At 44.9% G+C, this 13,697-nt stretch carries 14 protein-coding genes and 1 pseudogene; 6 read left to right on the forward strand and 9 right to left on the reverse strand.

Annotated elements, in window-relative coordinates; translation table 11 throughout:
• Positions 1–339 precede the first annotated feature (339 nt).
• Positions 340–561: pseudogene (locus F0229_RS11100) on the reverse strand (hypothetical protein); the annotation flags it as partial.
• A 63-nt stretch (positions 562–624) separates the two neighbouring features.
• Here F0229_RS11100 and F0229_RS11105 point away from each other — a divergent pair.
• The 3 genes from F0229_RS11105 (at position 625) to F0229_RS11115 (ending at position 1,972) form a co-directional block, all read left to right on the forward strand.
• Entirely contained in the window at positions 625–882 is a 258-nt protein-coding gene (locus tag F0229_RS11105) for a hypothetical protein (protein ID WP_229648214.1), read from the forward strand.
• Between the two features lie 337 nt (positions 883–1,219).
• A complete protein-coding gene (gene raiA, locus F0229_RS11110; RefSeq protein WP_017061680.1) occupies positions 1,220–1,576 on the forward strand; it encodes a ribosome-associated translation inhibitor RaiA in 357 nt (118 codons plus the stop codon).
• Positions 1,577–1,816: 240 nt separating this feature from the next.
• On the forward strand, positions 1,817–1,972 hold the full coding sequence (locus tag F0229_RS11115; RefSeq protein WP_017061679.1) for a DUF3012 domain-containing protein: 156 nt from the start codon (positions 1,817–1,819) through the stop codon (positions 1,970–1,972).
• 162 nt (positions 1,973–2,134) lie between these two features.
• On the opposite strand, the gene dgcA is transcribed toward F0229_RS11115, so the two are convergent.
• The 5 genes from dgcA to F0229_RS11140 all read right to left on the reverse strand — a co-directional run bounded on the left by dgcA (position 2,135) and on the right by F0229_RS11140 (position 6,715).
• Entirely contained in the window at positions 2,135–3,121 is a 987-nt protein-coding gene (gene dgcA / locus F0229_RS11120; RefSeq protein WP_171732855.1) for an N-acetyl-D-Glu racemase DgcA, read from the reverse strand.
• A gap of 57 nt (positions 3,122–3,178) precedes the next feature.
• The gene (gene dgcN / locus F0229_RS11125) at positions 3,179–4,186 is read right to left on the reverse strand and encodes an N-acetyltransferase DgcN (RefSeq protein ID WP_017061677.1); all 1,008 of its coding nucleotides are present in this window, start codon (positions 4,184–4,186) and stop codon (positions 3,179–3,181) included.
• Positions 4,187–4,277: 91 nt separating this feature from the next.
• Positions 4,278–5,183, reverse strand: coding sequence for a LysR family transcriptional regulator (locus F0229_RS11130; protein ID WP_102429234.1), 906 nt, complete (start codon positions 5,181–5,183; stop codon positions 4,278–4,280).
• 95 nt (positions 5,184–5,278) lie between these two features.
• Positions 5,279–6,115, reverse strand: a complete 837-nt coding sequence (locus tag F0229_RS11135) for an SGNH/GDSL hydrolase family protein (RefSeq protein WP_171732856.1) — start codon at positions 6,113–6,115, stop codon at positions 5,279–5,281.
• An 87-nt stretch (positions 6,116–6,202) separates the two neighbouring features.
• Positions 6,203–6,715: an RNA methyltransferase gene (locus tag F0229_RS11140; protein WP_017061674.1), complete on the reverse strand. Its 513-nt coding sequence runs from the start codon at positions 6,713–6,715 to the stop codon at positions 6,203–6,205.
• Between the two features lie 275 nt (positions 6,716–6,990).
• Here F0229_RS11140 and F0229_RS11145 point away from each other — a divergent pair, with 275 nt between their 5' ends.
• On the forward strand, positions 6,991–8,652 hold the full coding sequence (locus F0229_RS11145) for a methyl-accepting chemotaxis protein (protein WP_171732857.1): 1,662 nt from the start codon (positions 6,991–6,993) through the stop codon (positions 8,650–8,652).
• Positions 8,653–8,766: 114 nt separating this feature from the next.
• On the opposite strand, the gene F0229_RS11150 is transcribed toward F0229_RS11145, so the two are convergent.
• The gene (locus F0229_RS11150) at positions 8,767–9,636 is read right to left on the reverse strand and encodes a LysR family transcriptional regulator (RefSeq protein WP_017064933.1); all 870 of its coding nucleotides are present in this window, start codon (positions 9,634–9,636) and stop codon (positions 8,767–8,769) included.
• Positions 9,637–9,845: 209 nt separating this feature from the next.
• Between F0229_RS11150 and F0229_RS11155 the strand changes: the two genes are divergently transcribed.
• Entirely contained in the window at positions 9,846–10,193 is a 348-nt protein-coding gene (locus tag F0229_RS11155) for a DUF3316 domain-containing protein (RefSeq protein ID WP_017064934.1), read from the forward strand.
• A gap of 153 nt (positions 10,194–10,346) precedes the next feature.
• On the opposite strand, the gene F0229_RS11160 is transcribed toward F0229_RS11155, so the two are convergent.
• On the reverse strand, positions 10,347–11,984 hold the full coding sequence (locus tag F0229_RS11160; protein WP_171732858.1) for a methyl-accepting chemotaxis protein: 1,638 nt from the start codon (positions 11,982–11,984) through the stop codon (positions 10,347–10,349).
• 259 nt (positions 11,985–12,243) lie between these two features.
• Here F0229_RS11160 and F0229_RS11165 point away from each other — a divergent pair, with 259 nt between their 5' ends.
• On the forward strand, positions 12,244–12,669 hold the full coding sequence (locus F0229_RS11165; RefSeq protein WP_171732859.1) for a DUF3010 family protein: 426 nt from the start codon (positions 12,244–12,246) through the stop codon (positions 12,667–12,669).
• A gap of 103 nt (positions 12,670–12,772) precedes the next feature.
• On the opposite strand, the gene F0229_RS11170 is transcribed toward F0229_RS11165, so the two are convergent.
• A complete protein-coding gene (locus tag F0229_RS11170; RefSeq protein ID WP_171732860.1) occupies positions 12,773–13,672 on the reverse strand; it encodes a DMT family transporter in 900 nt (299 codons plus the stop codon).
• Between the last annotated feature and the right edge of the window lie 25 nt (positions 13,673–13,697).

Genomic DNA, 13,697 nt, shown 5'->3' on the forward strand with positions numbered 1-13,697 from the left:
TCACGCAGAACGTAGTTCGCGCTAACTAGGCTGTTTCTAAAAGGCCTTTGATAGATGGTGCTCTCAAATGTACATAGTGAAGTAGCGAGAACTACTCTCTTTGCGTCCGAGCAAAATGCAGATGTTCAGCCAAGTTAGGCCAAACTGAATGAGGTCATTACAAGCAGATAAACAGAAAACTCTGTTTGGGTAATGCGTTTTTTATCAATTACAAAGACAAGCGGCGCATACTAGCATAACGAGCGGTAAAATGTCAGAAAAGTGTGAGTTAAGTCATGTTTTGGTGGGGGTATAAAAAGCGCCCTGCAAACCAGAGCGCTTTTCGGAAATGGAATAAAACTACTTAGGTGCTAGCTCGTAGTTTTCTTGCATCTCATGAGGGGCAATCCCGTACTCATAATCCGCTAAGTAGCCATCCTTATAGACCTTCATTCCCTTCTTATCCCAGCTCACTTTGATCATCGCCGTGTTGCCATCTTCACTGCCTAACAGCTCCAGCATTTCTGCATCAATCTTAATGGCTTTGATGGTTTTAATACGCTTAAACGGCTTAAATTCAGTGGCCGAGAATACGATGGCCGAGCGATAACGCTTAAGCTTGAGTCCAATCGCAAAGATTCTCGATTGTTGCTCAAACTGCAACATATTGATCTAGGCTCAATTGATGAGTCTCGCATTTCAGAACTTGTGCGATTCAAAGTCGAAACGCCGGTTCGCTATGAAGGTGACATTAATTATTGGCGTCAGGGCGTCGAATTTCCTGTCGATCAACTGGCATCCAATAAAGAAGTCGATATTCGAGCACGCATTACCATACCCGAGTCTCAACTCACAGCAGGAGAGTTTCACTTCAATATGGAGTGGGCAGTTGAGTGTCTATAAATTAGTAACTTAAGCTGAGTTTTTAATCAAAGAAGAAAAAGTGAGTGAGCTGGAAAGAAAATCAATGGAGTGACAAGTTCGGAATTATAAAACCGATAAAGAGAGATTCACTGGGAATTCGCTGTAGGTTAGCGCAAATTATCAAGGATGGAGTTTTTTTGAACATGTCTTTAAAACACGAAACATAATATGCGATCAGTTCATCGGACTTTCAAGGGAGTAACAAGAGAATATTTGATAACACTGAAGTCAATCACACATGTGCTAATTCTCAGTTGGTTAATCTATGCGATGTTTGCTACGTTTAAATGACACAGTCATTGGAAAGGTATGATTTATGAAAATAAATGTTCAAACACATCATGTATCAATTAACGACGAGTCACGCAAAGACATCGAAGGTAAATTCGAGAAGATATCTAACCATTTCCCATCACTGATCAGTTGCGACATCATCATTACTAAAGAACACGGTCAACATCAGGTTGAAGTATTCACCAACTACGAAGGTGTACGAGTAACAGCAAAATCGACAGACGATGTTATGTACCCAGCTATCGCTGCAGCACTCAAGAAACTTGAAGCTGGCCTAAGTAACCGTAAGGGACAATTGAAAGCCGACCTACACGAGAAACCAACAAGCACGAAGCCAGAGATTGCTTCGGACATCATCCAAGAGATGAAATTGGTATAAATCGATAAGTAGTTAAAGCGAAATAACGAATAGAAACTTATTAAGAATTTCAAAGCCAGCATTCATTGCTGGCTTTTTCGATCTTAAAGCCAAGCAAACCTTCGCTTCTTTACCGTCCCTCGAATTCAGCTCAACCCCACATCATTATTAACGCCCTTAAGTTCTTAGCAGCTATAACAATCACTTGTGGTATTTGATACAGTTATAAGCAGAAATTTAGACCACAACGGAATGTTTATTATGAAGAAAATCGCGTTGATACTTTTCCTTGCTACTCAATTAATGGCTTGTACCGAGGTTGGCAGTGAAGCTTGGTGTGCGGATATGAAAGAAAAGCCTAAAGGTGACTGGACGGCTAATGAAGCGGGCGATTTTGCCAAGCACTGTATTTTCTAGGTGGGTTGTATTTAGCAGTTCAGTACACCCCACTCAATGAAGCAAGTGAGTAGTTGCAGTATGGTTTACTTATCTCTGTAAAACGGTACAAACAAAAAATCGCATAAGTTAACGCTTATGCGATTTTTGTATGGAGAGATTCCTAGCTAATTTGTTAGGAACTTAAAGAACAATCATCCCATCTCGATAAGTCAGTGCTGGTGTTACATCTTGGCCAAGTAAGACTGGGCCATCGAGGTCGACGATTTCAGATTGAACGGCGATAGGCAGAGCTGCACGCATCGCCAGCGATGTACCGAGCATACAACCCGACATCAGCGTAAATCCTAGCCTTTGAGCTTCTTCAGCAAGTACCAATGCTTCGGTCAAACCACCTGTTTTATCGAGCTTGATGTTGACCATTTCATATTTGCCTAACAAAGATGAAAGTTGCGAAGTGGTATGACAGCTTTCATCAGCACACAGTGGTATCGGGTGCTTGATGTGCGCCAATGAGGCATCGTGCTGTTGGGGTAACGGCTGCTCGATCATCGCAATATCAAATTCTACCAGTTGATTGAACAACTCTTCGAGATTCAATCCTGTCCACGCTTCATTCGCATCCAATACAATTTGAACATCTGCCGCAGCTTCTCGTACCGCGCGAACACGCTCTACCACCTGCTCGCCGTCAAGCTTCACTTTCAGAAGTTTCGCACCATTCGCGACATAGTCTCGAGCCTGAGTCGCCATGGCTTCTGGCGTGCCAATCGAGACTGTCATTGCAGTCACGATTTGAGCAGGCAACTCAAACAAGCTATTCGGAAACGTCTGGTCGTTCTGCTGAGCTTCAAAATCCCAAAGCGCACAATCGACCGCATTGCGCGCTGCCCCTCCGGTCAATAAAGACTGAAGATGATCTCTTAGCTCTGCCGGATCAGTAACGCCTCGTTCAAACATAGCTTCAAGTGCGCTAGACGCTTGTTGGATTTGCGCTAACACAGACTCCGATGACTCGCCGTATCGTGGGTAAGGCGTGCATTCGCCCTGAGCTCGTTTGCCACCATGTTCAATGTAAACACGAACAACGTGACACTCAGTTCGACTGCCACGAGAGATGCGAAAAGGCGTTTGCATCGCGATAATAATGGGTTCAGCTGTAATCTTCATAATTTCACTCGGTTGATGTTCACTTTAACAAATGGAAACGTAGAAATGATGAAGTCGTTAAAGTGAATGTCGCAAATGATCAGTAATGTGTTGTACACCAAAGCGCACTGGGTCCGTCACTGGCACTTGATAGAGTGTGGTCCATTCTTGGCACAATGTCTCAGCCTCTTCAATGCTAATCGCCGACGTGTTCAAGCAGATACCCACCAGCTTCGCGTCTGGATTAGTCAGTCGCGCCGCTTGCAAGTTGGCTTCAATCGTCTGTTCTATGCTTGGTAATTTAGCATGAGGAAGGTTACGAATATGTGGTCGCCCAACTTCATGACACAGCACTAAGGCATCAGCTTGTGCGCCATGTAAAAGACCCAAACTCACGCCTGCAAACGAAGGGTTGAACAAAGAGCCTTGCCCTTCAATGATGTCCCAATCGTGGTCGGTAAAATCAGGGCTAATCGCTTCAACTGCGCCAGAAATAAAATCCGCAACCACCGCATCAATCGAAATACCGCTGCCTTCAATCAAAATACCTGTCTGCCCTGTCGCTTTAAACTGAGCGGATGTTCCCGCTTGTTTAAGCGACTTTTCAATCGCTAATGCCGAGAACATTTTGCCTACTGAGCAATCAGTTCCGACAGTAAGCAGGCGCTTACCTTGACGAAGCTTGCCGTTACCAACATTAAGAACACCGTCAAAATGGCGTACATCATGAAGCTTAGTCAATCCTTGTTGCTGCATGTCAGCAAGCGGTGAAAATTCACTCAATCGTTGGTGCATGCCAGATGCAATCTCATATCCCATTTCTGCAGCGGCCATAATGGTTGACTGCCAAGAATCAGGAATAACACCACCCGGATTTGCGGTACCAATCACTAGCGTCTTCGCGCCCTGCGCTTGCGCCTCTTGCAGGGTCATATCCGTTAAGCCCAGTGAAACGGTATCACCCGTTAAACGCAGTTGACCTAGGCAGATTTCTGGTCGCCATTGATGAATACCGCGAGCTGTTTTTGCAGCGAGTGGGTCAGTAACATCCCCAAGAAAAAGAAGGTAAGGTTGAGCGATCGACATGAGTATTCCTAATTAATAAGCCCTTGTATGGGTTTACTTTAATTAAAAACTTCGAAGCTGCCGAATGCCTATTTATGGCGAGCCTATAACCTTAAGTTATAGGGTGAGTATGGATTTTCAATGAAGCGATAAATTGTTTAACGGAAATCGACTGAGGGGTGTGTTCTGCGCAAAGCATCGATACCGAAAATTGGATGTCTGGTTGAAGCGGCAACACACAGACCGCATCGTCATTTTGATATTGCTCTGCCGTCCACGGATCAACAATCGCAAACCCCGCTTGGTGCTTGACCAGTTCCGCCGCCGCGCTATACCCACGTACAGATATCGGGTGGTGATAATGCTCATCGCGTGCAATAAGGCTTTGATGTAACAGGAGGCCTAATGGATCGCGGCTATCGAGCCCGATGATTGGCAGCGGATAATTGATCAGATCATCTAACGTTAATTCCGCGGGGAAATGATCAACCGTATTGGAAGGAACCAAAACCTTTAGTGATTCGGTTAATAGCGTTTCACTTAATATCGCAGGCGGTGCTTCATCGCCAAAAGCAATAGCAATATCTAGTTCATGCTTGAGTAAACCTTCACACAACTCATCACGGTTTGCTGTCAGTAACTCAAAAGAAATCTCTTGTTTACTGGAATATTGCTCACAATACATTTTGGCGATCACTGGTGTCAGCAATTTAGTGGCTAGAATCGGTGGCGCACCAATGCGTAAATGTTGATGTCCTTGCTTGACTTTGTTGGTCAAAGAACGAAATTGACCCAGTTGCTGATAGACCTTTTCCGCTTCTGGCAGCAAGGTTTTCGCTTCAACCGTTGGTACTAAGCGCCCTTTAACTCGTTCGAATAAGCCAAACCCAAGTTGTTGCTCCGTGTGCGCCAAAATACGGGTCACGTTTGGTTGCGACACATGCAAGCTGCGAGCGGCTCCAGATACGGTTCCGGTCTGCATAATGGCGTAAAAGACTTCCAATTGTCTTAGGTTCACATTGATGTCCTTATGGTTCGCGAAACAAATCTAGGGTTTGGCTTTTCTTGTATTAGCTAAGCTGTTTATCGGTCTAGCTAGCGTTTTGCGTGAGTCTATTTTAGTAGCTCAGCTATCGTAGGTTGAAGTATCTCAGCCCAAGTTTGATAAGCCTTCGCATTCAAATGCAGATCATCACACGAGTACTTGTTCGACAACAGCTTATTAGGCGACAATACTGAATTCACATCTAAGAACGCAATGCCTTGCTGTGTACAGTACTCGCTTAGCTTGCTATTGAGCAGTTCAACCGACGGATTTAAACCTTGCAGTTTAGAGCCAACATAAAGCGTTGATTGCACCAATATGCGAATCTCATTTTCTTGCCACACCTTAAGCATATCAATGTAGTTCTGGTAGATATGGTCGACATCATAACCCTGAGCTAAATCGTTTATCCCTGCCATAAAACACACCAGCTTTGGCTTCACATTCAACGTGGTATCAATACGGCGCAACATGCCAGTTGTGGTGTCACCCGCTAAGCCACGGTTGACCATCGAAACATCGCGAAAGATATCCGCCCACGGGGCCCATTCGGTGATCGAATCACCAAACATGACTAGGTCTGCTCTTGGGGAAAAATGGCGATGGTTATCTGATGTCATGATGTAACGGCTCATGCTGTGGCCTCGTTGTTGAATCTCAGACTGAAGAGCAACCGCTTTGAGAATGTCACTATCTGGCGTGGTACTATCAAATTGAGCCAACAACCCTTCGATATGCGGTTTAAAAGGACTAAGACGTGTGCTCAGTTGATGATGTTCTTTAAGGGAAGATAACCTCTCTAGTAATGCATACAGAGAGCAGTTTTGACCAACTTCTTGGAATAACTGATACAGATCGAGGACAGGGTGTTGTTGCAGCGCGGCAAGTAATTGCTTGTCTTCCATGGTGTTATCTAACCCTTCAATTATCTGGTGATGAACTCAAGATAATATCCGATTGCGTACGGGATAGATAACACTAGAAGCAGAGAATTACTTTTCTTTGATCAGCAGATGGTTACGGTTATCACGGCTTTTCTTAATCAGTTCGTTGCTCTCATCCATTTCATCAGATTTAGCAAGACGATCGTAAAGCAGCACATTCACTGTCGCTGCCAAGTTCATGCAGCCAACTGTTGGTACGTACACAACATGATCGGCTCTGTCGGCGACATCTTGAGAAATAGAGCCGTCTTCAGGGCCAAAGATATAAATGGCATTTTCTGGGTGTTTAAAACGCGGTAGTGGTGTTGCACCTTCTGCGAGTTCTACGCAAACGATCTTAGTTTCTGGATCAAGATTGTCTAAAAACGACTCAACACCAGTCAACGGGATAGTACGCGCAGCACTCTTAGTATCGGTGTGGAATTTTGCGGCTTTTTCGTAGCGTTGCCCTGTGTATTTAACTTCGTCGACTTGGTAACAACCAGCCGCACGCATAACAGCACCAACGTTTGTCGGGCTCTTTGGGTTAGTTAAACCAATAGTCACATGGCTTTTGTTCATGAATCTTTCTCACTTAACGAATAGACATAGCAGGGTGCTACAAAGCGTCGCATTCTAACAAAGCAGCGTCGAATTCAAAAGCATCGATACAAACTCACTTTTTCGCGCTTAAGCCTCTAGTTGCAAGGCTTCTCACCCCAAAAACCTAACCGTCATCATATTTATAAAACAAAAACACTCTAGGATAACAATTAAACAACAAGCCCATTTACATTTTGAAACCACATTAATAATGTGTTGAAAATTGCATGAGACAATCACACAGGAAGCGTGACATGACCCTAACCATCAAAAACCGCCTTTATATTCTCTCTTTTATTCCACTGCTACTGATGGCAATTGGGATGATGAGCGTGACGTATATGAAGAGCACCGAGCTAACCGCACAACAAGTAGAATCGACGCGTAGCAATATGATGGCGATGAAAGAAAAGGAACTTAAAGCGTATCTGCAAATGGCTCAATCTTCTATTAGCCCGTTCTTGGAAAGAGGTGCAACATTAGAAGAAGCCTTACCGACATTAAGAACTCTCGAATATGGCGAGTCTGGCTACATCTTTGGCTACGACTCTAAAGGCGTTCGAGTAGTTGTTGGGCAAAATAACGATGGCATTGGTAAAAACTACTACGACCTGCAAGACAAAAAAGGCAACTACCTGATTCGTGACTTGATCAAGAACTCAAAGCTTGGTCGGTTCACCACCTACTACTTTCCAAAACTTGGTCAATCAGAAGCCCTACCAAAACTCAGCTATTCAATATTCATCCCACAATGGGATTTGATGCTTGGTACCGGTTTTTATACTGACGACATCGATGCTGTAATCGCAGAGATGAAAGAGAGCTCGAATGTCGCGTTACAAAGCTCATTGACGGCGATCGCTATATTCTGTGGTTTGATTGCCCTAGTAGTTGCTGCGTTTGCCGTTGCCGTCAACCGCACAATCATGCGACCACTCGAGCAGTTTGATCGTTCAATCAGCGCATTCGCGAGTGGCGAAGCCGATTTAACCGCTCGAATGGAAACATTTAAAGCGCCTGAGTTCACTAAGCTCAGCGAGAACTTCAACGCCTTCGTGGCAAGCCTTCAAACCATCATTCGCAGCGTAAGCGATGTCGGTCAGCAAGTCGTAGCCGAGACATCTAGCATGTCTTCTCGCGCTGCGCAGGTCGACGAGATTGCTACTGGGCAACGTGAAGAGACTGAACAAGTTGCAACGGCGATGACTGAAATGACCACAACGGCGCAAGAGATCTCGAGCAACGCTAGCCAAGCGGCGGATTCCGCTAAACTTGCAGAGGGCAATGCCAAAGAAGCGCAACAGATAGTAAACGCCGCTGCAGATTCGGTGGCAGGCCTAGCGAGCGAAGTATCAGAAGCCAACACTGTCGTGTCTCGTTTAGAAGGTGATGTGCAGAATATTTCCTCTTCGTTGGCGGTCATCCAAGACATTGCCGAGCAAACTAACCTACTCGCGTTGAATGCCGCGATTGAAGCTGCACGTGCAGGCGAACAAGGTCGTGGGTTTGCTGTGGTTGCCGATGAGGTTCGTAAACTGGCAAGCCGTACTCAAGAAAGCACTGGCGACATTCACAAGATGATTGAGCAACTTAAAGCTGCCTCAGATGCTGCTGTGAAAGCGATGGATTCAAGTCAAAACCGAAGTGCGCAAACCGTGGAAGAAGCGAATGCCGCAGCCAAAGCACTGGCGAAGATCCAAGCGTCGATTGATACCATCATGGACATGAACTCGCTTATTGCGACAGCCACTGAACAGCAAAATATTGTAGGACAAGAAATATCTCAACGCATCGTGGTGATTTCTGACCAAAGCTCACAATCGGCAGAACTCGCGAATCAAAACCGTACAGGTAGCCAAAACCTCAACAGTCGTGCAAATGAGCTGTATCACTTGGTGGATCGCTTCACCGTCTAATACATTTTCGGTCTAGTAAGCCGTAATCAAACGATAATTAATCCTAAAACACGCCGGGCTTCAGAATCTCTATTCTGAAGCCCGTTTTTATCGGTGGAGGTTTTAAGCCATACACTAATCCAATTGCTCAGAAAGGAAGTCCACCAGCAGGCGAACCTTTGAAGATAAGTTGCGGTTCTGAGGATAAAGCGCCCAGATCCCTTCTTTGTCATCTCGATAATCGGACAGCACCTCAACCAACTCACCAGAATCAAGGTCTTCACTCACATAGTATTCAGGCAACTGCACCAAGCCAATGCTCTGCTTAGCTGCGTCTAACAAGGCTAAACCACTGTTGCACTTAATGCGTCCGTTAACACGAACTGAGCGAGGGCGTCTATTTTCTTTGAAACGCCAATGTTCAAATCCACCGACTAAACATTGGTGATTATTTAATTCTGATAATGTATGCGGCTCGCCATAACGTTCAATATATTCAGGGCTTGCACATACATAAAGTTGGCGTTGAGACAGCCTCTTTGCCACAAGGCTTGAGTCTTCCAAGCGGCCAAGACGAATCGCAACATCAACACCCGAATCGATAAGATCGAGCTTTTGATTGGTCAGCATCAGCTCAAGCTCTACTTGCGGGTGAAGCTTTAAGAATTGATGCAGTATTGGGGCGAGTTGGCGCTCACCATAAGTCACAGGCGCGGTGACTTTCAGTAAGCCTTTGGGTGTTGATTGCATCTGCGTGACCGCAAGCTCAGCAATTTCTAAACCTTCGACCAACAACTTACATTGTTGGTAATAGAGTTGCCCAGCCTCTGTAAGAGACACCTTTCGAGTCGTTCGATTGAGCAGTTTCACTGCGAGTCGTTCTTCGAGGTTTGCTACTCTACGACTGATTTGAGCCACCGACGTAGCGAGCTTCTGCGCCGCACCAGTAAAGCTTTCACGCTCTGCCACTGCAACAAACTCACTTACCCCTTCCCAATTGGCCATGCCTTTACCTTATGCTGAACTTTGGTTACCCATACAGTGTATTGAAGTTAGATATCAGTGTCACCTTGCTTGATATGCGCTGTGCATTAATCTTCGGCACCTATAGTCATTCCCTTACAGAACCATATTTTTGTCCTAACATTAACCTCATCCCCTATTGCTAGGGTGAGAATATCTAAAACACTGGTACAACAAAGTAAGGTATCCCTTTGAAAAAGTTAATCATACTTGCATCAACTCTTGTACTCAGCACCACTGCGTTTGCAGCAACTAAAACAACAATTCAAGAAACAACGCTAAAATCTGACACATATGCTAGTGAAGTCGAAGCATACGATGCAGGCACCAACCTTATGGATGAGTTACGCGCAAAAACACCTTTTGAGCTTTCAAGAGAACTGCCACAGTTCCAACAGACAACCAAATACGATTCGTTCAAGATTGATGATGCAAATATGGAAGTGAAAAAGATCACTAACATGAACGGCGACATCCACTACCAAGCGAACGTAAAAGTGGACTACCGTTACACATACAAAGACGGTCTTAGCAGCTAACACTGAGTGATTGATCAGGTCTAAAAACTGATCACCTAGTCAAAAAGAAAGTCCGCACTCATAGAGTACGGGCTTTTTTTCGTTCAGCGCTGATTAATGGAATTCAAACGAGCAACCATTATCGGCTCATATGCGTCTGTCTAATTTTGAAGATCACACTTCAAACTGAGACACAAGGCTATCAAGCGCTTCACACTGTTCGGCTAATGCCATACATGCATTTTCTGCGCTGCTCGCCATCTCAACCATTTGCATGGTGCTTTCAGCGATGCGTTGAACATTCTTATTCACTTCTTCAGACACTTGGGACTGCTGAGAAGCCGCTGTAGCGATTTGTGTGTTCATGTCGTTCATCTTACCGATTGAGTTTCGAATCTCACTCAATGAAGACGCTGCAGTTCCTGCTTGAACAATGGTTTTCTCGCCACTCACTTTGCTTTCAGTCATCACGCCAACCGCATGTTTAGCCCCCACTTCTAAGCGTTCAATCATTGATTGGATTTCGCCTGTACTGTCTTGAGTTTTGCTCGCAAGCGCACGAACTTCATCAGCCACAACTGCAAAGCCACGACCTTGTTCACCCGCTCGTGCCGCTTCAATTGCCGCATTCAAAGCAAGTAGGTTGGTTTGCTCTGCAATACCTTTGATCACGCCAAGGATTGAGGCGATGTTCTTCACGTCTGTATCTAGTTCTTGAACCACACCACCCGCGTTCTCGATATCTTGCGCAAGGCGTTCAATCGAAGTAACAGTTAAGCCAAGCGTAGTATCGGCCGATTCCACTTCATGGTTTGCAACGTTACTTGCGGTTGCCGCATCTAATGCGTTACCACTCACCACTTCACTGGTTGCTTGCATTTCATGAACTGCAGCCGCGACCACTTCACTTTCTCGCTGTTGATTAGACGAGAATTCAGCAACACTTTGCGTGAGTGATTTGATGTTTTCCATCTCGCCACGTACTGCGTTCGATGTGAGAATAACTTGCTCCACGGTGACATGGATCTTGCCAACAAACTGGTTGAAAGCAGAACTCAAACGAGCGATCTCGTCATTACCTTCGACCTTCATACGTTGAGACAAGTTACCGTCGCCCGATGCGATCTCATTCATCGCTTTCTCTACGTTCTGGATTGGCTGAACGATAAAGCGATTCGATAACCACATCGCGAAAATTGCAGCAAATACAGCAACAGCCATACCCACTTCGATGATCAACTTGCTTGATTCGATAGAGTCATCGGTTTGCTGACGAAGCTCTTTCTGTTTCAGTTCAATCAACGTTCTGATATCACGCAGTTGCTTACGAATAATCGCAAACTCAGCGTCTAACGCTGGCGAGTAATCAATGTTGTATTGGTGCGCGTTCGCAGGGTCTGCAAACATAGGCTCGTGCAGTGAAACCCACTTACTCATCGCGTTAACCAGCTTTGATAGCTCACCACGAGAAGAAGGATCCAACACACCAGCTCTGTAAAGCGTTTCAACACTCTCAAAACGAGGAACCGCTTTATAAGCGTTGTCTTTAAATTCGAACTTTTGGTATTCAATCGCCGCCTGATCTTTAGCAAGCAACAGACCCTGTGCCGAAGCGATAATTTGGTAGATATCGCGGTAGCCGTCTTCTAGGTTATCTAGAACCGGTTGAACCACATTATTGAGCTCGTTGTTAATCGCAGCTTGAGCATTTGATCTGATAACATTGAGCACGGTAACGGTAGAAAAAACAATCACAATCACCAACAGCGGGATCGCGATTTTACTCTTAATCGAAAGATTATTGATATTCATTGGGATTAATAACCACACTTCAAATAGGGATGCGCGCGCAATATACAGCACACATATGAAATCCCGTTAAGCTTTTGTGAGCTTCATCTCATAGCAAACGATACCGTAAATTCGTGTGATGTTTTTTCAATCAAAGGTTAACTTTTAGCGACTAAAATACTCTCTGATTTAGACTTATTTGCCGCTGATACGCGCAAATACTGGAGAAGTGTTAGAAATAACACCATAATGTAGGGCTCTAAAATAAGTAGGTAAGAACATGAAAATTTGTGGTGTTGAAATTAAAGGTAACGATGCAGTCATCTGTCTTCTTTCTCTGTCAGACGGCGTATTTAACATTCCTGATTGCCGAGTTTCTAAGGTTGCGATTAGCGACGCAAACGACACACAGAATATGAAAGACTTTCAATTCTCTTTTGCAAAGTTAATGGAAGATTACCAAGTAGAAAAAGTTGTAATTCGCCAACGCCAAACTAAAGGCAAATTTGCTGGCGGTGGTTTCGGCTTCAAACTTGAAGCAGCAATTCAGCTAATCGACGACCTAGATGTAACCGTTGTATCACCGGCTGACATCAAAGAGAGCCTTAAACGTAACCCTCTAATGATGAAGTTCAAAGAAACTGGCCTTAAACAATACCAAGAAGCGCCGTTTACTACGGCATACGCTTGCTTGATGAAGCGCTAATAAAAAGTCGCTAGCCAATATTTGATACAGAAAGAGCCTGAATATTCAGGCTCTTTTTTGTTTCTAGTAATCAGCTTTAAGTAGAATTAGTTTGCTATACAGACTACCTCTCTAACGCTGTTCGTCTGCGGACCTTAATTAACTCCGGCTTCCTCACCACCAAATACACAGCTGTTGCTGACAACGCGAAGCCCATTGCCCCGTAGAAGTCGAACGATTCCCCAAAGATGAGCCAGGCTTGAATTGCTGTCGTCGGTGGCACCAAGTAAAACACTGATGCCACACTTGAAGATGCACCGTGCTCTACCATGTAAAGCAGCAAAAGGATTGCAACACAAGACAGAACAACCACCAGCCAGGTTAGAGTCAACGTGAATTCTACAGTCCAGTTCACTTGCATCGTTTCGTAACGCATTGCGAACGGTAGAAACAGCGCCGCAGAAGCCAAGTATTGGACCATCGCACCGCCGACCATATCTGTCCCCTGACAAAAACGCTTCTGATACAGAGTGCCGCAGGTAATACCCACCAAAGAAACCAAACACAATAACGTTGCCAAGCCTTTTTGGTCGTCTGACTGCCATTCAATATTGCCCATCAACACCAAACTAATACCCGCAAAACCAAGCGCTAACCCCAACCACTGTGCAAAATTAAAACGCTGCGAAGTACAGCTGATCATAATCAATGCGGTAAGAATCGGTTGTAAGCCAACAAGTAGAGAACTCAACCCGGCGGGCATGCCTATATCAATCGCCAGATAGGTGCCACCAAGGTAGAAACCATGAATCAAGATGCCAACCACACTTGCGTGGAAGAATGCTCGACCACGAGGAATACGACGCTTAATGATTGCAATCAAAACCAAGAACAGCGCCACGTTGGCCACCATCCTCAATGAAAGTAATGTTGCGGGTTCGGCATATTCAACACCAAGACGTGCGCCGACAAAACCTGACGACCACAATATTACAAACACAAACGGAATCATTTTAATCAGCATTACAAACCTCTGGTCAACTATTCAT

The organism is Vibrio sp. AIC-3 (assembly GCF_013114515.1).
Classification (GTDB): Bacteria; Pseudomonadota; Gammaproteobacteria; order Enterobacterales; family Vibrionaceae; genus Vibrio; species Vibrio crassostreae_C.

Bases quoted from the DNA above. Each gene is read 5' to 3' on its own strand.
- F0229_RS11135 (WP_171732856.1), bottom strand. From the start codon at position 6,115: ATGGAAGACAAGCAATTACTTGCCGCGCTGCAACAACACCCTGTCCTC.
- dgcN (WP_017061677.1), bottom strand. From the start codon at position 4,186: ATGTCGATCGCTCAACCTTACCTTCTTTTTCTTGGGGATGTTACTGAC.
- F0229_RS11165 (WP_171732859.1), top strand. From the start codon at position 12,244: ATGAAAATTTGTGGTGTTGAAATTAAAGGTAACGATGCAGTCATCTGT.
- dgcA (WP_171732855.1), bottom strand. From the start codon at position 3,121: ATGAAGATTACAGCTGAACCCATTATTATCGCGATGCAAACGCCTTTT.
- F0229_RS11145 (WP_171732857.1), top strand. From the start codon at position 6,991: ATGACCCTAACCATCAAAAACCGCCTTTATATTCTCTCTTTTATTCCA.
- F0229_RS11170 (WP_171732860.1), bottom strand. From the start codon at position 13,672: ATGCTGATTAAAATGATTCCGTTTGTGTTTGTAATATTGTGGTCGTCA.
- F0229_RS11115 (WP_017061679.1), top strand. From the start codon at position 1,817: ATGAAGAAAATCGCGTTGATACTTTTCCTTGCTACTCAATTAATGGCT.
- F0229_RS11160 (WP_171732858.1), bottom strand. From the start codon at position 11,984: ATGAATATCAATAATCTTTCGATTAAGAGTAAAATCGCGATCCCGCTG.
- F0229_RS11140 (WP_017061674.1), bottom strand. From the start codon at position 6,715: ATGAACAAAAGCCATGTGACTATTGGTTTAACTAACCCAAAGAGCCCG.
- F0229_RS11150 (WP_017064933.1), bottom strand. From the start codon at position 9,636: ATGGCCAATTGGGAAGGGGTAAGTGAGTTTGTTGCAGTGGCAGAGCGT.
- raiA (WP_017061680.1), top strand. From the start codon at position 1,220: ATGAAAATAAATGTTCAAACACATCATGTATCAATTAACGACGAGTCA.